Source organism: Leclercia adecarboxylata (assembly GCF_006874705.1).
In the GTDB taxonomy this organism is placed as follows: domain Bacteria; phylum Pseudomonadota; class Gammaproteobacteria; order Enterobacterales; family Enterobacteriaceae; genus Enterobacter; species Enterobacter adecarboxylatus_C.
On the sequence record NZ_CP035382.1, the window covers coordinates 1,153,125 to 1,179,810 of the forward strand.

Here is a 26,686-nt window from a genome sequence, read left to right on the forward strand (position 1 = left end):
CCTTGCCTGCGTTAACGTTTTCCGCTGTGCAGCCAGAATGGCTCCTGCGAAATGGCTTCGTTGCGGAAATGCTCAATTTCAATGTGCTGGCGGGTCTTGATGGCATACAGCAGCCCTTGCCAGTTCTCCAGCCATGCGCGGGCGACCGGTCCGTCATAGGCCCCTGCCAGCAGCAGAATGCTGTCGACGTTACGCGCCAGCCGGATCAGCTGATCGCCATACTGATCGCCCAGCGGATGCCCGAAAATGGTTTTCAGTTCAGCGGCGTGACGGGACAGGTGGATGTCGGCGAAACGCTTGAAGTTTTCCGCCATTTTGGTCTCCCCCTTCGCATCGAGGAAGCTGCGCCAGCCCCGGGTCACCAGGAACTCGGTGAGCGCCAGCTTAGCGATAGCGGTTTGCGGGCTGTAGACCGCCGTCTCGGCAGAAACATCAGAGGCCATCAGGGCGTCGGCCTGGGTCAGCAGATCACGTAAGTGAGCACTCGCTTTACGCGGCACAATGCCGCCGAACAGCGTCAGGCTGTGACGCACCAGCGCCATCGCCGCCAGCACGTGCTCTTTTGCGCCTTTCACGCCGCGGATCCACAGCTCTTCGTGGTATTGCCACTGGCTCAGCGCCAGCTCCAGCGAGGCTTCAAAGCCCTGCTCGACGGAGGATTTCGGCGCGACGCGCAGAATTTCGGTCGGCTTCAGGAGGCGTGGCGCGTTGCCCTGGGCCAGATGATAGCCGCGGGCGGCTTTGCTCAGGCTGCCCTGACGCAGGCCGCTCTGGGTCACCAGCTTGCGGGCCAGCTTCAGCACGTCATCGGCGTGGCCTTCCAGCAGCTCAAGCTCCAGCTCGCAGATCGGCTCCTGGAACTCGCCCGCTTTTACTTCACCCAGGTCCAGGGCGATTTCGATCCGGCTTTTACCTTCGTTCACCAGCCACTTCTCGCGCCAGAAATCGGTGCTGAACAGCGGGCTGACGCTCTCCGCCAGCCCGTCTGGCAGCCCACCTTCCGGCCACACTTCCGCCGGGAAGCGCGCGAGCTCCAGCTCGGGCTGGCCAATCTCAATGTTGTATTCCGGGCGCTGATGCAGGCCGCCGACCACGCGACCGCCGATTTTCATGGTCATCTCATAACGCCCGTCCACGCCGCGGATGCGCAGACCCCGGTCGTGACGGCGCAGCCACAGGTCCTGGGTTTCGTAATAGATGTTGAGCAGCTGCACCGGCGCGTGATGCTCGCCGTTCAGCTGATGCAGGTGATTTCGCAGCGCGTCAACGCTGCCGCTTTCAACGATAAACTTTAATTCGATTTCCTGAGCCATGGCCTTGTTCTTTTGATTGCAACATCGCGGGGTAAATTACGGCGAACTTACTCGCCACTTTTTTGTCAGTAGATAGTATTTTGCGCCAGATTGCCACGCAATGGGCAATTTGACGGGCGTAAAGTTTGCTACAGTGGCCATCAGGGCACAGAGGATTCCGAATGCTGACGAATCCTTTGAGCCTGAAGACTGTTTCCACTAATATCGTTCCACTTTTTATGAAAATAACGACTGCCTGATGCCTAAATTACGCCTGATCGGACTGACATTACTTGCTTTAAGCGCCGCGACCGTGGTCCACGCAGAAGAGAAGCGCTACGTTTCTGACGAACTGAACACCTGGGTACGCAGCGGTCCGGGTGACAATTATCGCCTCGTGGGTACGATTAATGCCGGCGAGGAAGTGGTGCTGTTGCAGAGCAATGCGGAATCCAACTATGGCCAGGTACGCGACAGCAGCGGCCGTACCGCCTGGATCCCCCTGAAAGAGCTTAGCACCGACCCGAGCCTGCGCACCCGCGTGCCGGATCTGGAAAACCAGGTCAAAACCCTGACCGACAAGCTGACCAATATCGACGCCACCTGGAACCAGCGCACCGCTGAAATGCAGCAGAAAGTGGCCCAGAGCGATGGGGTGATCAACGGCCTCAAAGATGAGAACCAGAAGCTGAAGAACGAGCTGATCGTCGCCCAGAAAAAGGTGAGCGCGGCCAACCTGCAGCTGGATGACAAACAGCGCACCATCATCATGCAGTGGTTTATGTATGGCGGCGGCGTGCTGGGTATGGGTCTGCTGCTGGGTCTGGTGCTGCCACATCTGGTGCCGAGCCGTAAACGTAAAGACCGTTGGATGAACTAAGTCGCCATCTCTGCCACACTTACGTATTATTTTGCCAATATTTGATACGGGAGAGTGTGGCGTGAAGATTTATCTGGTCGGTGGTGCGGTTCGTGATGCGTTGTTAGGTCTGCCGGTCAAAGATAAGGACTGGGTGGTGGTGGGAGCCACCCCTCAGGCCATGCTCGATGCGGGTTACCAGCAGGTAGGCCGCGATTTCCCTGTCTTTCTGCACCCGCAAAGCCGTCAGGAGTACGCCCTGGCGCGTACCGAGCGCAAATCCGGCGTCGGCTATACCGGGTTTATCTGCCATGCCGACCCTGATGTCACCCTCGAAGACGATTTGCAGCGCCGGGATCTGACCATCAACGCCCTCGCACAGGATGAAAACGGTCATATCGTCGATGCTTACGGCGGTAAACAGGATCTGCAAAACCGCATCCTGCGTCATGTGTCCCCTGCCTTCTCGGAAGATCCGCTCCGCGTCTTGCGCGTGGCGCGCTTTGCTGCCCGCTATGCCCATCTGAGCTTCCGCATTGCCGACGAAACCATGGCCCTGATGACGGAGATGACCGACGCGGGCGAGCTGGAACACCTTACGCCTGAGCGCGTGTGGAAAGAGACCGAGAATGCGCTCACCACCCGCAATCCGCAGGTATACTTCCAGGTACTGCGCGACTGTGGGGCGCTCAAAGTGCTGTTCCCGGAAGTGGATGCACTGTTCGGCGTGCCTGCCCCGGCGAAGTGGCACCCCGAAATTGACACCGGCATCCATACCCTGATGACCCTGAGCATGGCGGCGATGCTGAGCCCCGACGTGGACGTGCGCTTTGCCACCCTCTGTCACGACCTCGGCAAGGGCTTAACGCCACCCGAACTGTGGCCGCGCCATCACGGCCACGGCCCGGCCGGCGTCAGGCTGGTTGAAAAAGTCTGCCAGCGCATGCGGGTGCCGAACGAGATCCGCGATCTGGCAAAGCTGGTCGCCGAGTTCCATGACCTGATCCACACCTTCCCCATCCTCAAACCGGCCACCATCGTCAAGCTGTTCGACAGCATCGACGCCTGGCGTAAGCCGCAGCGCGTGGAGCAGATCGCCCTGACCAGCGAAGCCGACGTGCGCGGGCGCACCGGGTTTGAAGCCAGCGACTATCCGCAGGGGCGGTTGCTGCGCGAAGCCTGGGAGGTGGCGAAAGCCGTGCCGACCAAAGCGGTGGTCGAGGCCGGATTTAAAGGGCCAGAGATTCGGGAAGAGTTAACGAAACGGCGGATTCAGGCGGTAGCGTACTGGAAGGAACAGCGTTGCCCTCAGCCAAAAGACTGAGGGCAGTCGGTCATCAGAAGAAGACCACGTAGACCGCGGCCGCCACGATAAAGCGATAGATGGCGAACGGGATAAACGAAATACGCTTGATCAGCTGCAGGAAGGTTTTGATGGCAATCAGCGCCACGATAAAGGCGGTGATAAAGCCCACGGCAAACATCGGAATGTCGCCTGCGGTCAGGAAGTGATAGCTCTTGTAGAGATCGAGCGCGGTCGCTCCCATCATCATCGGCACCGCCAGCAGGAACGAGAACTCAGAGGCGGCATAGCGGCTCACGCCCATCAGCATCCCGCCTGAAATTGTCGCTCCCGAGCGGGAGAAGCCCGGCCACAGCGCCATACACTGGAAGCAGCCAATCATAAACGCCTGGCGGTAGGTCATATCATCCAGACCCGGCGCGCGCGGCTCTTTTGGCTTCAGCAGCTCCGCGGCAATCAGCAGTACGCCACCGACCACCAGCGCGTACATCACGTTAATCGGGTTAAACAGCGATTTGATGGTGTCATGTAACACCAGACCCAGCACCACCGCCGGGATCATCCCGAGCAGAATGTGCAGCAGGGTCAAACGCCCTTTGCCGGAGCCTTCATGCGGCGGGTGACCAAAGTGAATGCCAATCAACCCGAACAGGCGGCGCCAGAACATCACCACGACCGCCAGAATGGAGCCTAACTGGATCACCACCTCAAAGGTTTTCGCCGTTTCGCCCTCAAACCCCAGCAGATGGCCGACGATAATCATATGGCCCGTACTGGAAACCGGCAGAAACTCTGTCAATCCTTCGACTACACCCAGTATTGCTGCCACCAGCAGGGAGTGCATATCGCTCATCAATAAACCCCTAAAAAGACAAAAAAACGGGTTACCCGGGGGGGCAACCGCAGAAGGAACAGCTGTAAGACTGATTTAACAGGAATTGGTTTAACTATTATACCGTTAAATATTTCCTTTCAGATTTTGGCTACGCTCAATGATGACGCCCACATTGGCCGCCCGGGCTACCGCGCCCGGCTTGCTGACTTTGATGCGCACCCACGGGGAATTAAAGCGGCTGAGCAGCAGCTCCGCCACCTCTTCCGCCACGCGTTCCACCAGCGCAAAACGCTGACCTTCCACGTGGCTAATGACGGTTTCGCTGACGTCGGCATAACTGAGACAATCGTTCACATCATCGCTTTTCGCGGCGGCGACGTTATCCCAGCCCATTTCGATATCGAACACTAGCTTCTGTTCGATGGTTTGTTCCCAGTCATACACCCCGATAGTGGTGATTACCGAAAGTTGCTCTATAAATACTATATCCATCACGACCTGCCTGGTTTTTGGCTAAACCGGATACCACTCCCGGCGAATTATGCGTATTATCCACAGATGCTAAGTACAAAACGATATTTTCAAAACGGAACAGCGTTATGAGTGCAATCGCGCCTGGAATGATCCTCCTCGCCTACCTTTGCGGCTCAATTTCCAGCGCCATTCTGGTCTGCCGTATCGCCGGATTACCCGATCCACGCGAGAACGGCTCCGGGAATCCGGGGGCGACCAATGTACTACGAATTGGCGGCAAAGGAGCAGCCGTAGCGGTTCTGATTTTTGACGTCCTGAAAGGCATGCTTCCCGTCTGGGGCGCGTATGCGCTGGGCGTGACGCCATTCTGGCTGGGGCTGATTGCCATCGCCGCCTGCCTGGGCCATATCTGGCCGGTATTCTTCGGTTTCAAAGGCGGTAAAGGCGTGGCCACCGCATTCGGCGCCATTGCCCCTATTGGCTGGGATCTCACCGGCGTAATGGCCGGCACCTGGCTGCTCAGCGTGTTGCTCAGCGGCTACTCCTCTCTTGGCGCTATCGTCAGCGCGCTGATTGCCCCGTTTTACGTCTGGTGGTTCAAACCGCAGTTCACCTTCCCGGTGTCGATGCTCTCCTGCCTGATCCTGCTGCGTCATCATGACAATATCCAGCGCCTGTGGCGTCGTCAGGAGACCAAAATCTGGGCCAGGCTGAAGAGAAAGAAGAAAGATCCGCAGTAAGGCGACTCTGCCCCCCTTTCGCCTGCCCCCTTAGTTATGCCTTATAACCAAATGTGATTTAGATCGTTTTCTTGCGGTGAGTACTCTTTTTGTTCGTACAGCCAACACAACATAAGAAAATGACAGAGATCGCAGATCCAACCTCACTTGCAACGGCAGGAAAAACTCCCGACGGGGAGATCAAATGGGTCCGTAACGCAGCGGACGTCACCCAACTGGTTAATGAAGGCTCCCAGGGCCGGGCCAATGCGCGCATCGTCATCGGCATTGCGCTGGGCGGTATCTTCCTGGATGCCTACGACCTGGGCGCGCTGGCGTTCGGGATCAAAGACATTACCCGCGAGTTCAACCTTACGCCCGCAGGCACCGGCATGGTGGCCTCGGCGATCACCTTCGGCGCAATTGTCGGGGCGCTGATTGGCGGCTACCTGACGGATAAAATCGGTCGCTACCGGGTCTTTATGGCCGACATGGTGTTCTTTGTGGTCGCGGCCATCGCCTGCGCGTTTGCCCCGAACGAGTACGTGCTGGCAGGGGCGCGCTTTGTGATGGGCCTGGGCGTGGGGATCGACCTCCCCGTGGCGATGGCCTTCTTAAGCGAGTTCGCCAGGCTGAAAGGCCCCGGCAACAAAGCCGCCAGCGTCGCCATGTGGTGTCCCACCTGGTATGCCGCAATCAGCATCTCTTATCTGCTGGTGCTCTTCTTCTATGGCGTGCTGCCGGAGACGCACAGTGACTGGCTGTGGCGAATTATCCTCGGCTTCGGGGCGATCCCCGCGCTGGTGATCATTGCCATCCGCAGTAAGTACATGAGCGAATCGCCGGTGTGGGCGGCGAATCAGGGCAACCTGAAAGAGGCAGCCTCGATTCTGCGCAAGGCGTATAACATTAATGCCCACGTGCCGCAGGAGGCGCTCGATCAGCCCGCCCCGGTGGTGAACAAAGCCAGCTGGCGTAACTACCTGAATCTGTTCCGTGGGGTCTATCTGCGCCGCACTACGCTTGCCACGCTGCTGTCGGTTGTGTCGTCCTTCGCCTATAACGCCGTGGCCTTTGGCCTGCCGGTGATTATCTCCAGCTTCTTTGTGCAGTCGATGCTGACCACGATTCTGATCTCCCTGGCCCTGAACCTGCTGTTCGCCTTTGTCGGCGGCCTGCTGGCGGTGCGGCTGGTACCGCGTTTTGGCGCCTGGCGGATGTCGCTGGGGGGTTATAGCTGTCAGCTGATTGCCCTGCTGGGGCTGGCGATTATCGGTCGTCCGGAAGGCTCGGCGGAGGGGATCGCGGCGGTGGCGATGCTGGCCCTGTTCCTGTTCGGCCAGGGCTTTGGCCCGGGGGCGCATACGATGACCTTTGCCTCGCTCAGCTACCCGACCTCGCTGCGCGGTGTGGGGGTGGGGCTGAACCAGACGCTGATGCGCAGCAGCTCAACGCTGTCGCTGTTTATGTTCCCGCTGCTGGTGGCCTCGATGGATACGGCGGTGTTCTGGGTGATCGCCCTGGCGCCGCTGATTGGGTTGGTTTCGCTGCTGGCGATCCGCTGGGAGCCCTCCGGGTATGATATTGATGCGGAGGATTACCGGTAAGGTATTACCTGTCTGGTAAGGCATTATGTAGCAGGAGTGGAATGGTTCCGTTCACCTCATGTCCAGCAGAATATGAAATGAACGGAACCTGTGAACGTGATAAGGGGGCCACCGCGGCCCCCTTATCAATCCCCGCGGCCCCGCGACGAAATCGGTGCTTCGCACTACGCTCACCTCCCGACCTGACGCCTGCGGTCGGCTCAACTCGACATCCTGTCTCGATTCGCCTCTGGCCGCCATCCCTGGCGTCCAGCCCTTGTCATCCGGTCTCCGGTTCGCCGATTTCAGCGGGGACTCAACACCCGTGCCACATTCAAACCGCAGAGAAGGTTGAGGGAGCGAAAGTCCGGCTGAAAATCGCTGAGGCGTTGACCGCAGGCCGGGGCAAGGCGCATGGATGCGCCGAGAGGGCGTGACCTACATGGATGTAGGATCACGCCCGACCCGATAGCCGAAGGGAATAAGCCGAAGGCACCGCGAAGCGGCGATTTTCTTTGCCGGGAGCCGGGATTGTTAAGGGGGCGGCGGCAGCCCCCTTAACACGTTCACCGCAGCGGGGCGCACATAACGCAGAGAAGTCATAGTGAACGGAACAATTCCACCACTCCAGAAAATAAGTGAGCTCTTAGCGAACGCCTCATCCATAAGTGACTCATATGACAGCCTTCATTTCCGCCAGGGCATACTAAAAAACACCCCGATGGCGAGCAGATGGATGAAGCATGTCAGCAACTCAGATGGTTGATAAAACAGTAAAAGGCTGGCAGGCCTCGCTTGCTTTGCAGTTTTGTCACACCCCTGAAAAAACCCTCCTTCACGCTGCCCGTCACGTCGGTCCCCTTACCGTACAACGTCCGTTCTATCCCGAAGGCGAGACCTGCCACCTCTATCTGCTGCATCCGCCGGGCGGGATTGTTGGCGGGGATGAACTGACGATCGACGTCCACCTTGAGGCCCGCAGCCATGCGCTGATCACCATGCCCGGCGCCAGCAAGTTCTATCGCAGCACTGGCGCGCTGGCGCGGCTGGATCAGCACTTCACGCTGGACGAAAACGCCATTCTGGAGTGGCTACCGCAGGACACCATTTTCTTCCCCGGCGCGAATGCCGCCCTGCGCTCGGTGTTTCATCTGCAGCGCAGCAGCACCCTGCTGGCCTGGGAGCTGTTTTGCCTCGGTCGCCCGGTGATCAATGAGCCCTTCAGCCACGGACGCATTGAGAGCCGCCTTGAAATCTGGCTCGAGGGCGAACCGCTGCTGATCGAGCGCCAGCATCTGGCGGACGGCGATCTGTCGCCAGTGGCGGAACACCCCTGGATCGGCACCCTGCTGTTTTATCCGGCAACCGAAACGCAGCTGGATGATGCCCGTGAGCTGTTGACCCCACTGAACGATTTTGCGGGCGCTACCCTCACCGACGGCCTGCTGTCGGTCCGTTTTCTGGCCCATGACAACCTGATTTGCCAGCAGGCGATGCGCGAGATCTGGCAACGCCTGCGCCCGCAGCTCACCGCCAAAGCCCCCTGCTCGCCCCGAATCTGGCACACCTGAGAGACGCACGATGGAACTGACCCCCAGAGAAAAAGACAAGCTGTTGTTGTTTACCGCCGCGCTGGTGGCCGAGCGCCGTCTCGCCCGCGGCGTAAAGCTCAATTACCCGGAATCGGTGGCCCTGATCAGCGCCTTCATTATGGAAGGGGCGCGCGACGGGCAGACGGTGGCGGAATTAATGGAAGCCGGTCGCCACGTTCTGGCCCGCAGCCAGGTGATGGAGGGCGTGCCGGAGATGATCCCGGACATTCAGGTGGAGGCCACCTTCCCGGACGGCTCCAAGCTGGTCACCGTTCACAATCCGATCCTGTAAGGGGGGAGCATGATCCCAGGCGAATATCAGATACAACCCGGGCAGATCGTTATTAATGCCGGGCGCAACACGCTGACGACGATCGTCGAGAACCACGGGGATCGTCCGATCCAGGTCGGATCCCATTACCATTTTTACGAGGTGAACCCGGCCCTGAAGTTCGATCGTGAGCCCACCAAAGGTTACCGGCTGAATATTGCCGCGGGCACCGCCGTGCGCTTCGAGCCGGGGCAAAAGCGCGCCGTCACGCTGGTGCAGGTGGCGGGCGCGCAGCGCCTTGTCGGCTTCCGCGGCGCGGTGATGGGCGAGGTGGATCATGGCTGAGATCTCGCGTCAGGCCTATGCCGACATGTTTGGCCCCACCACCGGGGATAAGGTGCGGCTGGCCGATACCGAGCTGTGGATCGAGGTGGAACAGGATCTGACGATCTACGGCGAAGAGGTCAAATTCGGCGGCGGGAAGGTGATCCGCGACGGCATGGGCCAGGGGCAGATGACGGCGCAGGAGTGCGTGGATCTGGTGCTGACCAACGCGCTAATCGTCGATCACTGGGGGATCGTCAAAGCCGATATCGGCGTGAAGGACGGCCGGATCGTCGCCGTGGGCAAAGCCGGTAACCCGGATATTCAGCCCGGCGTAACCATCCCGATTGGCGCGGCCACCGAGGTGATCGCCGCCGAAGGCAAGATCGTTACCGCAGGCGGGGTCGATACCCATATCCACTGGATCTGCCCGCAGCAGGCGGAAGAGGCGCTGGTCTCCGGCGTTACCACCATGATCGGCGGCGGCACCGGACCTGCTGCCGGCACCCATGCCACCACCTGCACGCCAGGACCCTGGTATATCGCGCGGATGCTACAGGCCGCCGATACGCTGCCAGTGAATATCGGCCTGCTGGGAAAAGGCAATGGCTCCAACCCCGATGCCCTGCGCGAGCAGGTTGCCGCAGGGGCCATCGGCCTGAAAATTCATGAGGACTGGGGCTCAACGCCCGCAGCGATCGACTGCGCCCTGACGGTGGCGGATGAGATGGATATTCAGGTGGCGCTGCACAGCGACACCCTCAACGAGGCCGGGTTTGTCGAGGACACCCTGGCGGCTATCGCCGGGCGCACCATCCATACCTTCCACACCGAAGGGGCGGGCGGCGGCCATGCGCCGGATATCATCACCGCCTGCGCACACCCTAACATTCTGCCCTCTTCCACCAACCCGACCCTGCCCTACACGGTCAACACCATCGACGAGCATCTGGACATGCTGATGGTCTGCCATCACCTCGACCCGGATATCGCTGAGGACGTGGCCTTTGCCGAATCGCGCATTCGTCGGGAGACCATCGCCGCCGAGGACGTGCTGCATGACATCGGCGCCTTCTCCCTCACCTCGTCGGATTCGCAGGCGATGGGCCGGGTGGGCGAAGTGATTATCCGTACCTGGCAGGTGGCGCACCGCATGAAGGTGCAGCGCGGCCCGCTGGCGGACGAGCGCGGCGATAACGATAACCTGCGGGTGAAGCGCTATATCGCCAAGTACACCATCAACCCGGCGCTGACCCACGGCATTGCTCACGAGGTCGGGTCGATTGAGGCCGGAAAGCTGGCGGATCTGGTGGTCTGGTCCCCGGCCTTCTTTGGCGTGAAGCCCGCCACCATCGTCAAAGGCGGGATGATCGCCTGCGCGCCGATGGGCGACATTAACGCCTCGATCCCCACCCCGCAGCCGGTGCACTACCGGCCGATGTTTGGCGCGCTGGGTGCCGCCCGCCACGCCACTCGCCTGACGTTTGTCTCGCAGGCCGCTGCCGACAACGGCATCCCGCAGGAGCTGAATTTGCAGAGCGCCATCGCGGTGGTCAAAGGCTGCCGGACGGTGAAAAAGGCCGACATGATCCACAACGGCCTGCAGCCGAACATTACCGTCGACGCGCAAACCTATGAGGTGCGCATCGACGGGGAACCGATCACCAGTGAGCCAGCAGAGATCCTGCCGATGGCGCAACGCTATTTTCTGTTCTGAGGAGGAATCATGATCACCTTAACCCAACGCCTTGACCATCCCCATGCCGTGACCGCCCGCGTGACGCTGCCGATTGATGTCCGGGTCAAGAGCCGTGCCCGCGTGGTGCTGGACGACGGGCGCGATGCCGGGCTGATACTGCCGCGCGGCCTGCTGCTGCGGGGCGGCGACCTGCTCGCCAGCGACGACGAGCGTGAGGTGGTGGAGGTCGTTGCCGCCGCCGAGCCGCTGTCGGTGGTGCGCTGCGCCGATCCCTTCCTGCTGGCCCGCGCCTGCTATCACCTGGGCAACCGCCACGTGCCGCTGCAAATCTTGCCCGGCGAGCTGCGCTATCACCACGATCATGTCCTGGACGAGATGCTAAAGCTGTTCGATCTCGAGGTGACTTTCGCCAGCCTGCCTTTTGAGCCGGAAGCGGGCGCCTACGCCAGCGAAGGCCACTCCCATTCGCACTCTCACGCACATTCACATTAAGGATCCATCATGCGTAAGTTATTACCCCTGCTGCTGCTGGCCTTCTCCCTGCCCGCGCTGGCCCATCCGGGGCACGGCAGCGACAGTTTTCAGGCCGGCTTTTTCCATCCCCTGACCGGGCTGGATCATCTGCTGATGTTGACCGGCGCAGGCGTGCTCGCCGCCCTGAGCGGCCGCAGGCTGCTGATGCCCTTCGCCACCCTCGGGATGATGCTGACCGGCGCCGTCGCGGGCAGCCTGTTGGGGGGCTTTAGCGGCATGGAGATGCTGATTATCGCCTCGCTGGCGGTGTGCGGCGTGATGATGTTCAAAACCGAAAACCGTCTGTTGCTGGCCGTACCGGCGCTGGCGATGTTCCACGGCTGGGCCCACGGCGTCGAGATGGCAGGCCACAGCTTCTGGCTTTTCACCAGCGGCTTTATGCTCGCCAGCGCGGCGGTGCTGTGCGTCAGCTTTGCTGCCGGTATGCTGCTGCGCCGTCACGATGGGCTGCGTAAAACCTTCGGCGGCGGGCTGATCGCCTCCGCCCTACTGGCACTGATGAGCTGATGAAGCCCTCCCGCCAGCTGCGCCTGATGCAGCTCACCAGCAGCAGCCTGCCGGTGGGATCTTATACCTGGTCGCAGGGGCTGGAGTGGGCGGCGGAAGCGGGCTGGGTCACCACCCCGGCCGCGTTCAAAGCCTGGCAATGTCAGCAGATGGAGCAGAGCTTTTTCTGCGTCGATCTGCCGCTGTTTTCCCGTCTGTATCGCGCCTGCGAGCAGAACGATATCGCAGCCGCCTCGCGCTGGACGGCATACCTGCTGGCCTGCCGCGAGACTCGCGAACTTCGGGAAGAGGAGCGTAACCGCGGAGCGGCCTTCACCCGGCTGATCAAAAGCTGGGAGGCGGACTGCCCGCCCGACTGGCTGCCGCTGTTCTCGCAAAGCCAGCTGTGCGGCATGGCATGGCTCGGCGTGCGCTGGGGAATCGGCCTGCGCGAGTTGGCGTTAAGCCTCGGCTACAGCTGGATTGAGAGCGCGGTAATGGCGGGCGTCAAGCTGGTGCCCTTCGGCCAGCAGGCGGCCCAGCTGTTGATCATCGAACTTTGCGATCGCTTTGCCGACGGGCTGGAGCAGGCGCTTTTGCGCCGCGATGACCAGCTGGGGGCGGCCACGCCGCTCTCCGCCATCGCTTCAGCGCGTCATGAAACCCAATATTCACGGTTATTCCGTTCCTGAGGAGTCTCTATGTCTGAGTACAAACACCCCCTGCGCGTAGGCGTCGGCGGCCCGGTGGGGTCGGGCAAAACCGCCCTGCTGGAAGCCCTGTGTAAAGCGATGCGCGATCGGTATCAGCTGGCGGTGGTGACCAACGATATCTACACCAAAGAGGATCAGCGCATCCTCACCGAAGCGGGGGCACTCGAGCCGGAGCGCATTGTCGGGGTGGAAACCGGCGGCTGCCCGCACACTGCGATCCGCGAGGATGCCTCGATGAATCTGGCGGCAGTGGAAGCGTTAAGCGAGAAGTTCGGCAATCTGGACCTGATCTTTGTCGAGAGCGGCGGAGATAACCTGAGCGCCACCTTCAGCCCGGAGCTGGCGGATCTGACGATCTATGTGATCGACGTGGCGGAAGGGGAAAAGATCCCGCGTAAAGGCGGGCCGGGGATCACCAAATCCGATTTTCTGGTGATCAATAAAACCGATCTCGCCCCCTATGTTGGCGCATCGCTGGAGGTCATGGAGCGTGACACCAACCGGATGCGCGGCGAGCGTCCCTGGACCTTCACTAACCTGAAAGCGGGCGACGGGCTGGCAACGATTATTGGCTTCCTGGAAGAAAAAGGGATGCTGAAGATGTAAAAAAAGCCTGGCGTGACGCCAGGCTGTGGATGTTATTTACAGCTGTTGCCCGTTGCGCCCGGCTGACGCCACACGCCCCAGGTGCCGCCAGTGCCCGGGGTTTCCTGGCCCGGATTGACGTACCACTGGTTCATCCAGATCTTGCCGTTATACGACACTTTCGTGCATTTGGTCGGATAGGCGATTTTTGCGTTATAGGCCGGGACATCCAGCGCTGGCGCTGCCGGTTTGCTGACCTTAATGGTCATGCTGTCCTGCGCGGTACGCCCGTCTTCGCCGGTAGTGGTCAGCGTATAGGTCACTTCACCTTCGGTATTGGCCGGGATCACCGCCCAGGCATGCGCACTGTTCACGCTGTTGACCAGCGAGCCGTTCAGCTTCTCCTGCAGCCAGAAGGTGCCGGCCCCTTTGGTGACGCTCCAGTTAAACGACTTCACGTTCAGGCTCTTACTGCCATCCAGCGGATAAGTGCTTACGCCGCTGGCAGGTGAAACCATGGTGTAGTCCGCACCTGCGGCTGCTGTCGGGGCTGGGGCGGTTTTGCCGCCATCCTTCAGGGCCAGGATCCGCGCGACCGCACGTTCCATATCAGGATGGGTTCCCACTTTAGCCGACTCTCCGTTCGCCAGCGAGGTGCCGGTGTCCTGGAGGATCTGACGCATCTGCACCGGGGTGACGGTGATACCGTTCGCTTTGGCAATCCCTGACAGGCTGGCCACGACGCCTGCAATGATAGGGTTGGCGGAGGAGGTGCCAGCGAAGGTGTTGGTATATTGCGCGTTTGCGGCATTATAAAGACTACCGTAGCCGGCAGTCACGACATCCCAGCAACCCCATGAGGAGCTGGTCACACGCGATCCGTAGGTGCTGAACGACGCTTTTTTGCCGTCTTTGGCGCAGAATGCCCCGGCAATGATGGCACCTGAATCGCGGGTATGAACGTCAAATTTCCCCTTAAACGCCGAATGGTCGAGGTTGATATTGCCATTCCCCGCGGCTTCTATGACGTACACGCCTTTGTCAGTCAGGGCCTTAATCACGTCGTAATAGCTTTGCACGTTTTCCTGCGGGACATAGCAGTCTTTAGTGGTACAACCGGTTATCTCCCCGCCGCCGGTTTGCATCCCGATCTGCACCACGTCGCCCGCTTTCAGCAAAGGGATCATGTTATAGAGGTTGTTATACTTCCAGTCTGAGAAGCCGACACGGCTTTTCCAGCTGAGACCACGCACCCCAGCGCCAATATCTTTGGCCGCCATAATCGCCACGGAAGCGGTATCGTGATCGTCGATGTACTTCGTATTTCCCTGGGTTAACGCAGGCGTCGGCAGATTTATGTGGTTCACATTCCAGATATCGTTTTCCATGGAAATAATGGTCACACCTTCGCCTGCATTACCCGGATATTGATTCACACTGTCACGGTTGACCCCGCCCATATAATATCCCTGGCGTTTGTCCGTTGGCGCTTTAGTGTAATATTGCAGATGACGGAAATCTGGCACCGTTGAGGCACCGACTGAACTTTGCACCGTGGATTTCAGCAACGGCTGGTTTTGTTCATTTCCAACATGATATTTATCCAGCGATACCGGCAGGCTTTCGGGATACACGATGTCGACATTGGGGTTTTGTTCCAGCTCCGCAATCATATTATTGATATAGGTTCTGTCGGTCGCTTTACTTTCCGGTAATTCAATACGCAGATAACGATCGAAACCGTACCGCGCATTAAGCTGGGCGAACTCATCGGATTGGGTGCTGCGCAGTTTGTTCGGACGGAACATGCTGGTCGGCACCAGCGATGGATCGCTCAGGGTTAGCTGGTTAGTCGTGGTGCTGGCGCTGGTCGTGCCGGTTGATTTCAAAAGCGGTTTGCTGGGCTTCAGTTTAACCACAATGGCGACATAAGATTCGCCGTTCTGAGCGAGTTCTACCTGCGGGGCCGTTTCTGCATAGGCTGAACAGGTGACGGCTGCGCAAATTAGCAGGGACAATATACTTTTTTTCATTTTAGCCAATATTCCATTAGGTCATAAATAAACACACATCCTTTTTTCAGCTTGAATTAAAAACGCCCCACCACCAATAAGAGCGCTCTGGCAAGAAAGCAAGAATTTTCCTGCCAAGACGTCAGGATGAAGGAATAATGAAATATAAAAGATGTCAATGACGACTGAGAATAAAATTAACTTAAATACCTGATGGAAAACTTTATTACCTACCTGCATCTCACTTAAAATAACCGCGCAAGGACACTTTATAATAAAAATGTTTATTCCAGCGCAACAGCAAAATAAACATATCCGGTAAAATTGCTTTTTATCTGAGCACATCAAAATAGTGCGGTAGCACGCGAAAGGAACCCCGATGACAATCAAGATTGCGATTGCTGATGAACACACCATTATTCGTCGGGGTGTGCGCGCCATGATCATGGACAACCATACGCATCTGACGGATACCCACTCCCCGCTTAACCTTTGCGTTACTGGCGAGGCGGCATCAACCAGCGAGCTGCTGAACCTGCTGGCACAGAATAAAACCGATATTTTGCTGCTGGGCTACACCCTCATCCAGTCGCTGAACGATATGGAGGGGCTGACGCTGGTGAAATGGTTAATGCATCACTACCCCACGCTAAAGGTCATTATGCTCTCGCCCGATACCAATCCGCTGATGATCCGCCTGGCGCTGGAGGCGGGTGCCAGGGCTTATCTCAGTCGGCATACGAATGAGAAAATCCTTGGCCAGGCGCTGCAATCGGTGATGAGCGGCGAGGTGTTTGTCGAGCGCACCCTGATGAATACCCTCTTTCAGAAAGGTAAAACCAGCAACGAGGCGCTCTCGCCACGGGAAACAGAAGTGCTGCGTTTGATTTGCAAAGGGTTAAGCCTGACGGATATTTCACGGCGTATGCATCTGAGCATCAAAACCGTGAGTGCGCATAAAATGCGGGCGATGGAGAAGCTGGGGGTGAAAAACGGCTGTCAGCTTTACTGTCTGTTAGCCAAAACCCGGATGTTCGATATCGTTATCTGACATCCGGGCGTTTGCCATCAGGCGGCAGGCAGTTCAGCCAGCGGCCAGCGCGGACGAACGGAGACGCTCAAATCTGCCGTCGCGTCGGGCTTCAGACGCACCATCCCGGCATAAGCGATCATCGCCCCGTTATCGGTGCAGAACTCCGGACGGGCATAGAACACTTCACCGCGACGCTTTTGCATCATCTCCGCCAGCTTCGCGCGCAGGGTACGGTTGGCGCTGACGCCACCCGCCATCACCAGACGCTTAAAGCCGGTCTGATCCAGCGCACGCTTGCACTTGATCATCAGCGTATCCACCACCGCATCCTCAAAGGCACGGGCGATATCGGAGCGAGTCTGATCGTCGTTTTCATTATTACGGATGGTATTCGCCGCAAAGGTTTTCAGACCGGAGAAACTGAAATCGAGCCCCGGACGATCGGTCATCGGGCGCGGGAAGACGAAGCGCCCTTCCGTACCCTGCGACGCCATCTTCGACAGCATCGGGCCGCCAGGGTAATCGAGCCCCAGCAGCTTGGCGGTTTTGTCGAAGGCTTCACCCGCCGCATCGTCAATGGATTCGCCCAGCAGTTCATACTGACCGATTCCGGTGACGCCGATCAGCTGGGTATGGCCGCCGGAAACCAGCAGCGCCACGAACGGAAATGCCGGTGGATTGTCTTCCAGCATCGGCGCCAGCAGGTGCCCTTCCATATGGTGAACCGGGATCGCCGGCACATCCCACGCGAACGCCAGCGAACGCCCGATGGTCGCGCCCACCAGCAGCGCGCCGACCAGACCCGGACCGGCGGTGTAGGCCACGGCGTCGATATCTTTTGCCGTTAAGCCCGCCTCTTTCAGCGCTGCCTGAATCAATGGCACCGTTTTACGTACATGGTCGCGGGAGGCCAGCTCCGGCACCACGCCGCCGTAGTCAGCATGTAATTTCACCTGACTATACAGTTGGTTGGCGACCAGCCCTTTTTCATCGTCGTAAATTGCGATGCCGGTTTCATCGCAGGATGTTTCAATACCCAGTACACGCATGACTTGTTTTACCTCACTCAGATACCGCGCAGTGTAGAGCCTGGGCGGGTTGATGTAAAACTTTCCTCACCCCTGGAGTTCTCTTCGTGTATACTCCTCACCCTTATAAAAGTCCCTTTCAAAAACGGCCGCGGTGCTTTACAAAGCAGCAGCAATTGCAGTAAAATTCCGCACCATTTTGAAATAAGCTGGCGTTGATGCCAGCGGCAAACCGAATTTATAAAGGTGAGAGTTACATGCCGGTAATTAAAGTACGTGAAAACGAGCCGTTCGACGTAGCACTGCGTCGCTTCAAGCGTTCATGCGAGAAAGCAGGTGTTCTGGCTGAAGTTCGTCGTCGTGAGTTCTATGAAAAACCAACGACCGAACGTAAGCGCGCTAAAGCTTCTGCTGTGAAACGTCACGCGAAGAAACTGGCTCGCGAAAACGCACGCCGTACTCGTCTGTACTAATCTTTTGAGGACGCGCGTCCTCAATTGTCAGACAGAGTAGTAGTCGTAAGGCCGTGCTTCCGGAAGGAATGCGCGGCTTGTTTTCGTTTATGAATCAGGATTTACACAAAATCATTCACGCTGTATCAAGGCGGCAAGTGAGTGAATCCCCGGAGCTTACTTAAGTAAGTGACAGGGGTGAACGAGCGCAGCCAACGCAGAGACAGTTTGAAGGATGAAGTGTAATCACGGGGCCTATGGCTGGACGAATCCCACGCGTATTTATCAATGATTTGCTGGCAAGAACCGACATCGTCGATCTTATCGACGCGCGGGTAAAGCTGAAGAAGCAGGGCAAAAACTACCATGCGTGCTGTCCATTCCATAACGAAAAAACCCCCTCTTTCACCGTAAACGGTGAAAAACAGTTCTACCACTGCTTCGGCTGTGGGGCGCACGGCAACGCCGTCGACTTTCTGATGAACTACGACAAGCTCGAGTTCGTTGAAACCGTCGAAGAGCTGGCTGCCATGCACAACCTTGAAGTGCCGTATGAAGCAGGCAGCGGGCCAAGCCAGATAGAGCGTCATCAACGACAAACGCTGTATCAGCTGATGGACGGCCTGAACGCATTTTATCAACAGTCTCTTAAGCAACCTGCCGCTGAGCCTGCGCGTCAATATTTGAACCAGCGCGGACTGAGCGACGATGTTATTGCGCGTTTCGCTATTGGTTACGCCCCTCCCGGCTGGGATAACGTGTTAAAGCGTTTTGGCGGCAATAGCGAAGATCGTAAATCCCTCATCGACGCGGGCATGCTGGTCACTAATGACAAGGGACGCAGCTATGACCGCTTCCGCGAACGGGTGATGTTCCCTATTCGCGACAAGCGTGGCCGGGTAATTGGTTTTGGTGGACGCGTGCTGGGCGATGCCCTGCCGAAATACCTTAACTCCCCGGAAACCGACATTTTCCATAAAGGCCGCCAGCTGTACGGCCTGTATGAAGCCCAGCAGGATAACGCTGAACCGCAGCGCCTGTTGGTGGTCGAAGGCTATATGGATGTGGTGGCGCTGGCGCAGTTCGACATTAACTATGCCGTTGCGTCTCTGGGCACCTCCACGACCGCCGACCATATTCAGCTGCTGTTTCGGGTGACCAACACCGTGGTCTGCTGTTACGACGGCGACCGTGCCGGGCGCGAAGCCGCCTGGCGCGCGCTGGAGACGGCATTGCCTTATATGACCGACGGGCGTCAGCTACGCTTTATGTTTCTGCCCGACGGCGAAGACCCGGATACGCTGGTGCGTAAAGAGGGCAAAGCGGCTTTTGAAGCGCGGATGGAGCAGGCTCAGCCGCTCTCCACGTTTCTGTTTAACAGCCTGATGCCGCAGGTGGATTTGAGCACCCCGGATGGCCGCGCCCAGCTGAGCACGCTGGCTTTGCCGCTGATTACTCAGGTGCCGGGCGAAACGTTGCGCATCTATCTGCGTCAGGAGCTGGGTAAAAAACTCGGCATTCTGGATGACAGTCAGCTTGAACGTTTAATGCCAAAGCTGGCGGAGAGCGGAGCGGCTCGCCCCGCGCCTCAGCTAAAACGCACAACCATGCGTATACTGATAGGACTGCTGGTGCAGAATCCGGAACTGGCACCGAAAGTGCCTTCCCTGGCAGGTCTGGACCATGAAAAGCTGCCGGGACTTGGCTTATTTGCAGAACTGGTCAACACTTGTCTCTCACAGCCAGGTCTGACCACCGGGCAACTTTTAGAGCACTATCGCGGAACAAAAGCGTCCGCAACCCTTGAAAAACTGTCGATGTGGGACGATATAGCAGATAAAGATATCGCTGAAGAGACCTTCACCGACTCGCTCAACCATATGTTTGATTCGATGCTTGAGCTACGGCTCTCTGAATTGATCGCCCGCTCGCGGACCCATGGGTTAACGCCAGCAGAACGCGAAGAGGTGCGTGTGATTACTGAAGCACGTGCCCGGAAATGAATTTAACGGCTTAAGTGCCGAATATCGTTCGGGTAGATCCCGACAGCCGCACTGAGAGGCAGCGGCAAAAATACAAGTACGCCCTCGCTTTAAAGGTTGGCAGCCGTATCGCCGACACCAATCAAACGAATAAGTGTGGATACCGTCTTATGGAGCAAAACCCGCAGTCACAGCTGAAACTTCTTGTCCAACGTGGTAAGGAGCAAGGCTATCTGACCTATGCCGAGGTCAATGACCATCTGCCGGAAGATATCGTCGACTCCGATCAGATCGAAGACATCATCCAAATGATCAATGACATGGGTATTCAGGTGATGGAAGAAGCCCCTGATGCCGATGATCTGTTGCTTGCTGAAAACTCAAACAACACCGATGAAGATGCAGAAGAAGCTGCTGCACAGGTTCTGTCGAGCGTTGAATCTGAAATCGGCCGCACGACGGACCCGGTGCGCATGTACATGCGTGAAATGGGTACCGTTGAACTGTTGACCCGCGAAGGCGAAATTGACATCGCTAAACGTATCGAAGACGGGATCAACCAGGTTCAGTGTTCCGTTGCCGAATACCCTGAAGCCATCACCTATCTGCTCGAGCAGTACGATCGTGTGGAAGCAGAAGAAGCGCGTCTGTCCGATCTGATCACCGGCTTTGTCGATCCGAACGCGGAAGAAGACATGGCGCCAACGGCGACGCACGTCGGGTCTGAACTGTCTCAGGAAGAGATGGATGATGACGAAGACGAAGATGAAGAAGACGGCGACGATGACAGCAGCGACGATGACAACAGCATCGACCCTGAACTGGCGCGTGAGAAGTTCGGTGAGCTGCGTAAGCAGTATGAAGTGACCCGCGACACCATTAAAGCCAAAGGCCGCAGCCACGCAGCCGCTCAGGAAGAGATCCTGAAGCTTTCTGAAGTGTTCAAACAGTTCCGTCTGGTGCCAAAACAGTTCGATTACCTGGTTAACAGCATGCGCGTCATGATGGACCGCGTCCGTACCCAGGAACGCATCATCATGAAAATGTGCGTTGAACAGTGCAAAATGCCGAAGAAGAACTTCATCACCCTGTTCACCGGCAACGAAACCAGCGAAACCTGGTTCAACGCGGCTATCGCGATGAACAAGCCATGGTCTGAAAAGCTGCGTGATGTGGCTGACGACGTCCATCGTGGCCTGCAGAAGCTGCAGCAGATTGAAGAAGAGACCGGCCTGACCATTGAGCAGGTAAAAGACATTAACCGTCGCATGTCCATCGGTGAAGCGAAAGCCCGCCGTGCGAAGAAAGAGATGGTTGAAGCGAACTTGCGTCTGGTTATCTCTATCGCCAAGAAATACACCAACCGTGGCCTGCAGTTCCTGGATCTGATTCAGGAAGGCAACATCGGTCTGATGAAAGCGGTTGATAAGTTCGAATACCGTCGTGGTTATAAGTTCTCCACCTACGCCACCTGGTGGATCCGTCAGGCAATTACCCGCTCTATCGCGGATCAGGCGCGCACCATCCGTATTCCGGTGCATATGATTGAGACCATCAACAAGCTCAACCGTATCTCCCGCCAGATGCTGCAGGAAATGGGCCGCGAGCCGACGCCAGAAGAGCTGGCCGAGCGCATGCTGATGCCGGAAGACAAGATCCGTAAGGTGCTGAAGATCGCCAAAGAGCCAATCTCCATGGAAACGCCAATCGGCGACGATGAAGATTCGCATCTGGGTGATTTCATCGAGGATACCACCCTCGAGCTGCCGCTGGACTCTGCGACCACCGAGAGCCTGCGTGCCGCCACGCACGACGTGCTGGCTGGCCTGACCGCCCGTGAAGCGAAAGTCCTGCGTATGCGTTTCGGTATCGACATGAACACCGACCACACGCTGGAAGAAGTGGGTAAACAGTTCGACGTTACCCGTGAACGTATCCGTCAGATCGAAGCGAAGGCGCTGCGTAAACTGCGCCATCCAAGCCGCTCTGAAGTGCTGCGTAGCTTCCTGGACGACTAAGCGTCCTGAACGTAAAAAGCTCCCTACGGGGAGCTTTTTTTTGGCTTTTTTCACTTCGCTCTGTGGCAGAGTGCTCCCTAAAAAACGCCCGGCGGCGCTTTGCTTGCACGGGCATACGGATCCCGTAGGCCGGGTAAGGCGTAGCCGCCATCCGGCAGTTCGCGCCTTCTCCCATAGAGAGGTCAGGCTGAGGGCATCAGCCAGCAAAGGAGCTAAAGCCCGCGCGTCACCAGCGCCTCATCCAGCTCCCGATACGCCTCCACTAGTTTCTCCACCGTCGCCCTGTTCAGCCCACTCGGATTAGGCAACACCCACACCTGGGTCACGCCGATGGTGATACTCTGCTTTCCCCACTGTACGCCCCGCTGGCTGAAAGCCTGCTCGTACGCCTGTTTACCCAGGATAGCCAGCGCTGCCGGCTGATAGTCCTCAATCTTCTTAATCAGTTCCCGCCCGCCGCTGCGCAGCTCATGCAGATTCACCTCGCTCGCCTGCACCGTCGGCCGCTCCACCAGCATAGTGATGCCGCAGCGCGTGTCCAGCAACTGTTGCTCCTCTTCCGGCTTCAGCAGCTTGTCGGTAAACCCGGCCTGGTAGATCACCTTCCAGAAGCGATTTCCGGGGTGAGCAAAATGAAAACCGGTATGGGCGGAGGACTTTCCCGGGTTGATGCCGCAGAACACCACCCTCAGGCCTGGCGCAAGGATGTCGTTGATCATGATTACTCCCGCTTAATGGTTCAGGCTCTAAGTATAAGAGATTGAAAATGGGTTGTTTATAAAAACAGCAGGCAGGTGGGTAGGTCTGGATTGCGGCGAGGAGTTACTTTATAATCCTCCGCCACGGCCCCTTAGCTCAGTGGTTAGAGCAGGCGACTCATAATCGCTTGGTCGCTGGTTCAAGTCCAGCAGGGGCCACCAGATACAGCAAGGGCTGGAGAGAAATCTCCGGCCCTTTTGCTTTGTATCGCTTCTGAATGCCTGACTGTAGCCTTATTTTTCCCTTACACGCGTGAGCAATCTCCTGACATCAGGATCGCCTTATTACCCATAATATCTCTCTCGCGTATTAGCGGCTTACATTAAAATAACCTCTAAACTGAACACATCCGATTGTTATTAAGATTAATCCAATATCCGGATAATTATCTATTTCCGTTACATTTGCCCAACATTATCGACATGATATTAACATGAATTTTAATACCATTTTTATTGCCGTGACCCATTTCAATATTTTCCTGCATCAGATCGTTTAGTTTTAAATATGCGACAGGACTTTAAAAATGCAGGCTGAAAGTATGATGACTCATTACAAGCTACATGAATTTTTGGACGTACAACGACTTCAGACTCTGCAGGATAACTTTTCAAAATCGATGATGATCGCGCTGGTCGTGGTGGATGAAAACGGCGTTCCCGTCACCAGGCCCAGCGGGTTTTCAGACTTCTGCGCGCGCTCGCGCCTCAACCCTAACCTGACTCATCACTGTTATGAAAGCGACAAAGCTGGCGGGCGTGCCGCAATGCAGGCGCGCGAGCCGGTGGTGTATCGCTGCTACTGCGGTTTTGTCGAGTTTGCCGTTCCTATCATGATTAACGATCATTACCTCGGGGCATTTATTTCCGGCCAGGTCAAAGTGGAAGAGGAAAAAGAGCGCAGCATTCCCTATATTTTGAATAACAATGAAATCTGGGAAGAAAATCCGTGGTTGATTAATTTGCATCAAAATACGCGCCGAATGAACTATGAGCGTTTTGAATCCACAGCATCAACGCTATTACACGTTTCGTCCTATCTGGTGGAACAGGCACACGCCAATAATATTCAACGTGAGTTGCGTAAAAAGGACCAGGAGTTAACGAATGAATTAAGAATCCGTGTTGAAATTGAACGTTCATTACATGAAGCAGAATTTAAAGCGCTCTCTTATCAGATCAACCCACACTTTTTATTTAATGTATTAAACACCATTGGTCGTCTGGCGTTTCTTGAAGATGCCCAGCGTACCGAAACCATGGTGCATGATTTTTCTGACATGATGCGCTACCTGCTACGCAAAAATAATCATGGGCTGATTACGCTGCGCAATGAGATGAATTACGTCAACAGCTATATGTCGATTCAAAAAGTGCGCATGAGCGACCGCTTCGATTATCGTTACGACATCCCCGAGAAATATCTGGATGTAGTCTGCCCCTTTTTGATCCTGCAACCGCTGGTAGAGAACTTCTTCAACTACGTAGTAGAACCACGCGACACCAGCAGCCATCTGCTGATCCGCGCCACCGATGACGGTCAGGATGTCATTATAGAGGTCACCGATAATGGCGACGGCATCTCTGCGAATGCCATCGATCAGATTTTATCCGGCGACCAAAATCTGCAAAAAGGCAGCATCGGCATCAACAACATAAAAAATAGATTAAAGCTGTTATTTGGCGAGAGCTATGGCCTGGAGATCATGAGCGCCCACAAGCCCAGGATGGGCACCACTATTAAACTGCGGTTCCCGATGCTGGAAGCCTGATAGCAAAAAGAGGACATATGTTTAACATTGTTATCGTTGAAGATGAGCCTATTGAGCTTGAATCCCTGAACCGGATCGTTTCCCAGTGCGTGGAAAACGCCGTGATTCACGAAGCCTCCACCGGCAAAAAAGCGATTCAGTTAATTGATCAATTAAACCACATCGACATGATCTTTGTGGATATCAACATTCCGTTGCCAAACGGCAATCAGGTTATTGAATACCTGAGGAAAAAAAACACCGAGACCAAAGTCATCGTCACCACGGCGAACGATGATTTCGATATCGTGCGCAGTATGTATAACCTCAAAGTGAATGATTACCTGCTGAAGCCGGTGAAAAAAAGCATCCTGACCGATACCATTAAAAAAACCCTCGACGTTGATGAAGGCGATAACGAAAAATCCCGGGCGATGAAGCAAAAAGTGTTTACCCTGATCGACGAATGCCATTATGCCCCGTGGCACAGCCTGATTTTCGATATGATTAATGGCGCGTGTACGTTGGACAGGCCTGACGAGGACAAACGCAAAGAAGTCATCGATTTTCTGGAAATCATTAGCCAGTATGTGATCGCACAGGGTGAAAAGTTAGCCCCCGCCCAACGTAAAGTCGCCGCCCTGCTCAAAGACGTTAATCAGTACGGTATTACAGAGAGCCGTTACTTTCGGGTGATGATCGGCCTGCTGACCCTCAGCGAGGAGCTGTTTGATTACGCGTTCAAAGGCTATACCGGCAATATCGATTTTATTGAGCGTGCAAAATTTCATATTGAGAAAAACATCCTCCGCAACCTGACTCTGGACGACATAGCGGCAAAATCCTTCGTCAGCTCCTGCTACCTGAGCCGGGCGTTCAAGAAAATCACCGGCATTGGGTTTTCGAATTATATTGCCATGCGCAAGATCGCTATCGCCAAATCGTTGTTGCAGTTCAGCGATCTGAAGGTAAATACCATTGCGCTGGAGCTGGCCTACCAGGACGCCAACTACTTCTGTCGGATCTTTAAAAAAGAGACCGGCATGGCACCGTCTGATTATCGGAAAATCGTGACATCGGGAGAGGATGAGGCCGTGGCGTAATTTTGCGCTGGCCCGTAAATGAAAACAAAATAGTCCAACAGACCCGCAAGATAGTGTACGCCCCCTTGTCTGGTTGCCCCCTAAGATAGGAATAAAACTTCCAGACAAGTGACTCGCTTTGAACGATTACCTGTTTACCTCCGAATCCGTTGCCGAAGGGCATCCCGACAAAATGGCCGATCAGATTTCCGACGCCATTCTGGATGCCATTCTCCTGCAGGACCCCTGGGGCAAAGTGGCCTGCGAATGCCTGGTCAAAACCGGCGTCGCTATCGTCGCAGGCGAAATCTCCACCCACGCCACGGTGGATATCGAGCAGATCGTCCGCAACACCATTAAAGAGATTGGCTACGATCATTCCCGGTTGGGCTTCGACGGCAACACCTGTGGCGTCCTGAATATTCTCGGCAAACAGTCCAGCAATATTGCCGACGGTATTCGCAGTCACACCCCGGACGCGTTGGGCGCAGGCGACCAGGGCATCACCTTCGGTTACGCCTGCGATGAAACCCCGGAACGGATGCCCGCCACGCTGGTTTACGCCCATCGTCTGATGGCGCGCCAGGCGCAGCTGCGTAAGTCTCAGCGGCTGGCGTTTTTACTTCCCGATGCCAAAAGCCAGGTCACCCTGCGCTATCAGGATAACCTGGTGCATTCGGTGGATACTGTGGTTGTGTCCACCCAGCACAGCCCGGATATTTCGCTGGCGACACTGCGTGAAGCCGTTATCGAAGAGATCATCAAACCGGTCATGCCGTCACACTGGCTCACGCCCCATACCCGCTTTCTGGTCAATCCGGCAGGCGCTTTTGTGATTGGCGGCCCGGTGGGCGATTGTGGGTTAACCGGGCGCAAAATCATTGTCGATACCTATGGCGGAGCAGCCTGCCACGGCGGTGGCGCATTTTCCGGTAAAGACCCCTCAAAGGTCGATCGTTCCGCAGCCTACGCCGCTCGCTATGTGGCGAATAATATTGTCGCTGCCGGCCTTGCGTCGCGCTGCGAAGTGCAGCTGGGATGGGCTATTGGCCTCCCCCGCCCCGTTTCCGTCAGGATCAACACCTTTGGCACACAAGTCGTGTCAACAGAGGCGTTGCAGCAGGCGGTTAACCGCCATTTTGATCTCAGCGTCTACGGCATCATCAGCATGCTCGACCTGCTGGTCCCCCGCTATCGTAAAACGGCCTGCTACGGCCACTTTGGTCGCGACAGCTTTCCGTGGGAACGCACGGATAAAGCGGCGCTATTACGCGAAGACGTTGGCCGTTAAGCCGACG

Annotated in this window: 25 protein-coding genes and 1 tRNA gene; 20 read left to right on the forward strand and 6 right to left on the reverse strand. The window is 56.7% G+C overall.

Annotated elements, in window-relative coordinates; genetic code table 11:
- Positions 1–11: 11 nt before the first annotated feature.
- Positions 12–1,313 carry an inorganic triphosphatase gene (locus ES815_RS06420; RefSeq protein ID WP_142487128.1) on the reverse strand — a complete coding sequence of 434 codons (1,302 nt, stop codon included), beginning with the start codon at positions 1,311–1,313 and terminating at the stop codon, positions 12–14.
- 238 nt (positions 1,314–1,551) lie between these two features.
- On the opposite strand from ES815_RS06420, the gene ES815_RS06425 reads away from it, so the two are divergent.
- On the forward strand, positions 1,552–2,172 hold the full coding sequence (locus ES815_RS06425) for a TIGR04211 family SH3 domain-containing protein (protein ID WP_106995850.1): 621 nt from the start codon (positions 1,552–1,554) through the stop codon (positions 2,170–2,172).
- A gap of 61 nt (positions 2,173–2,233) precedes the next feature.
- Positions 2,234–3,475 (forward strand): multifunctional CCA addition/repair protein, encoded by a 1,242-nt coding sequence (locus ES815_RS06430; RefSeq protein WP_142487129.1) that lies wholly within the window; start codon positions 2,234–2,236, stop codon positions 3,473–3,475.
- Between the two features lie 13 nt (positions 3,476–3,488).
- Here the strand turns inward: ES815_RS06430 and bacA are convergent, their stop codons facing one another.
- The gene (gene bacA, locus ES815_RS06435; protein ID WP_142487130.1) at positions 3,489–4,307 is read right to left on the reverse strand and encodes an undecaprenyl-diphosphate phosphatase; all 819 of its coding nucleotides are present in this window, start codon (positions 4,305–4,307) and stop codon (positions 3,489–3,491) included.
- A gap of 105 nt (positions 4,308–4,412) precedes the next feature.
- The gene (gene folB, locus ES815_RS06440; RefSeq protein WP_106995853.1) at positions 4,413–4,781 is read right to left on the reverse strand and encodes a bifunctional dihydroneopterin aldolase/7,8-dihydroneopterin epimerase; all 369 of its coding nucleotides are present in this window, start codon (positions 4,779–4,781) and stop codon (positions 4,413–4,415) included.
- A 107-nt stretch (positions 4,782–4,888) separates the two neighbouring features.
- Here folB and plsY point away from each other — a divergent pair, with 107 nt between their 5' ends.
- The 10 genes from plsY to ureG all read left to right on the forward strand — a co-directional run bounded on the left by plsY (position 4,889) and on the right by ureG (position 13,293).
- Positions 4,889–5,503: a glycerol-3-phosphate 1-O-acyltransferase PlsY gene (gene plsY, locus ES815_RS06445; RefSeq protein WP_142487131.1), complete on the forward strand. Its 615-nt coding sequence runs from the start codon at positions 4,889–4,891 to the stop codon at positions 5,501–5,503.
- 119 nt (positions 5,504–5,622) lie between these two features.
- Positions 5,623–7,089, forward strand: a complete 1,467-nt coding sequence (locus tag ES815_RS06450; protein ID WP_142487132.1) for an MFS transporter — start codon at positions 5,623–5,625, stop codon at positions 7,087–7,089.
- A gap of 722 nt (positions 7,090–7,811) precedes the next feature.
- The gene (locus ES815_RS06460) at positions 7,812–8,639 is read left to right on the forward strand and encodes an urease accessory protein UreD (protein WP_142487133.1); all 828 of its coding nucleotides are present in this window, start codon (positions 7,812–7,814) and stop codon (positions 8,637–8,639) included.
- Between the two features lie 10 nt (positions 8,640–8,649).
- Positions 8,650–8,952 carry an urease subunit gamma gene (locus ES815_RS06465; RefSeq protein ID WP_142487134.1) on the forward strand — a complete coding sequence of 101 codons (303 nt, stop codon included), beginning with the start codon at positions 8,650–8,652 and terminating at the stop codon, positions 8,950–8,952.
- Between the two features lie 9 nt (positions 8,953–8,961).
- Positions 8,962–9,276, forward strand: a complete 315-nt coding sequence (locus ES815_RS06470; protein WP_142487135.1) for an urease subunit beta — start codon at positions 8,962–8,964, stop codon at positions 9,274–9,276.
- Entirely contained in the window at positions 9,269–10,972 is a 1,704-nt protein-coding gene (ureC, locus tag ES815_RS06475) for an urease subunit alpha (RefSeq protein WP_142487136.1), read from the forward strand. The genes ES815_RS06470 and ureC overlap by 8 nt, the downstream gene beginning before the upstream one ends.
- A 9-nt stretch (positions 10,973–10,981) precedes the next feature.
- The gene (gene ureE, locus ES815_RS06480; RefSeq protein WP_142487137.1) at positions 10,982–11,446 is read left to right on the forward strand and encodes an urease accessory protein UreE; all 465 of its coding nucleotides are present in this window, start codon (positions 10,982–10,984) and stop codon (positions 11,444–11,446) included.
- A 9-nt stretch (positions 11,447–11,455) separates the two neighbouring features.
- Entirely contained in the window at positions 11,456–11,995 is a 540-nt protein-coding gene (locus ES815_RS06485; RefSeq protein WP_142487138.1) for a HupE/UreJ family protein, read from the forward strand.
- Positions 11,995–12,666, forward strand: a complete 672-nt coding sequence (locus tag ES815_RS06490; RefSeq protein WP_142487139.1) for an urease accessory protein UreF — start codon at positions 11,995–11,997, stop codon at positions 12,664–12,666. Before ES815_RS06485 ends, ES815_RS06490 begins: the two co-directional genes overlap by 1 nt.
- Before the next feature lie 9 nt (positions 12,667–12,675).
- Positions 12,676–13,293, forward strand: a complete 618-nt coding sequence (ureG, locus tag ES815_RS06495; protein WP_142487140.1) for an urease accessory protein UreG — start codon at positions 12,676–12,678, stop codon at positions 13,291–13,293.
- Between the two features lie 32 nt (positions 13,294–13,325).
- Here ureG and ES815_RS06500 read toward each other — a convergent pair whose 3' ends face one another.
- Positions 13,326–15,305, reverse strand: coding sequence for a S8 family peptidase (locus tag ES815_RS06500; RefSeq protein ID WP_142487141.1), 1,980 nt, complete (start codon positions 15,303–15,305; stop codon positions 13,326–13,328).
- A gap of 358 nt (positions 15,306–15,663) precedes the next feature.
- Here ES815_RS06500 and ES815_RS06505 point away from each other — a divergent pair, with 358 nt between their 5' ends.
- Positions 15,664–16,335, forward strand: a complete 672-nt coding sequence (locus tag ES815_RS06505; RefSeq protein WP_142487142.1) for a response regulator transcription factor — start codon at positions 15,664–15,666, stop codon at positions 16,333–16,335.
- A 17-nt stretch (positions 16,336–16,352) separates the two neighbouring features.
- On the opposite strand, the gene tsaD is transcribed toward ES815_RS06505, so the two are convergent.
- Entirely contained in the window at positions 16,353–17,366 is a 1,014-nt protein-coding gene (gene tsaD, locus ES815_RS06510; protein WP_142487143.1) for a tRNA (adenosine(37)-N6)-threonylcarbamoyltransferase complex transferase subunit TsaD, read from the reverse strand.
- A gap of 236 nt (positions 17,367–17,602) precedes the next feature.
- Here tsaD and rpsU point away from each other — a divergent pair, with 236 nt between their 5' ends.
- The 3 genes from rpsU to rpoD all read left to right on the forward strand — a co-directional run bounded on the left by rpsU (position 17,603) and on the right by rpoD (position 21,797).
- Positions 17,603–17,818 carry a 30S ribosomal protein S21 gene (gene rpsU, locus ES815_RS06515; RefSeq protein WP_001144069.1) on the forward strand — a complete coding sequence of 72 codons (216 nt, stop codon included), beginning with the start codon at positions 17,603–17,605 and terminating at the stop codon, positions 17,816–17,818.
- Positions 17,819–18,054: 236 nt separating this feature from the next.
- On the forward strand, positions 18,055–19,800 hold the full coding sequence (dnaG, locus tag ES815_RS06520) for a DNA primase (RefSeq protein WP_142487144.1): 1,746 nt from the start codon (positions 18,055–18,057) through the stop codon (positions 19,798–19,800).
- A 149-nt stretch (positions 19,801–19,949) separates the two neighbouring features.
- On the forward strand, positions 19,950–21,797 hold the full coding sequence (gene rpoD / locus ES815_RS06525) for an RNA polymerase sigma factor RpoD (RefSeq protein WP_142487145.1): 1,848 nt from the start codon (positions 19,950–19,952) through the stop codon (positions 21,795–21,797).
- Between the two features lie 212 nt (positions 21,798–22,009).
- Here the strand turns inward: rpoD and mug are convergent, their stop codons facing one another.
- Positions 22,010–22,516 carry a G/U mismatch-specific DNA glycosylase gene (gene mug, locus ES815_RS06530; protein ID WP_106995868.1) on the reverse strand — a complete coding sequence of 169 codons (507 nt, stop codon included), beginning with the start codon at positions 22,514–22,516 and terminating at the stop codon, positions 22,010–22,012.
- Positions 22,517–22,641: 125 nt separating this feature from the next.
- On the opposite strand from mug, the gene ES815_RS06535 reads away from it, so the two are divergent.
- From ES815_RS06535 to metK, 4 genes are all read left to right on the forward strand, one after another.
- Positions 22,642–22,717 (forward strand) — tRNA-Ile (locus ES815_RS06535).
- A gap of 380 nt (positions 22,718–23,097) precedes the next feature.
- On the forward strand, positions 23,098–24,327 hold the full coding sequence (locus ES815_RS06540; protein WP_142487146.1) for a PocR ligand-binding domain-containing protein: 1,230 nt from the start codon (positions 23,098–23,100) through the stop codon (positions 24,325–24,327).
- Positions 24,328–24,344: 17 nt separating this feature from the next.
- Positions 24,345–25,409 (forward strand): AraC family transcriptional regulator, encoded by a 1,065-nt coding sequence (locus tag ES815_RS06545; RefSeq protein WP_142487147.1) that lies wholly within the window; start codon positions 24,345–24,347, stop codon positions 25,407–25,409.
- Positions 25,410–25,527: 118 nt separating this feature from the next.
- Complete coding sequence (gene metK / locus ES815_RS06550; protein WP_142487148.1) at positions 25,528–26,679, forward strand: methionine adenosyltransferase; 1,152 nt, start codon at positions 25,528–25,530, stop codon at positions 26,677–26,679.
- Positions 26,680–26,686 lie beyond the last annotated feature (7 nt).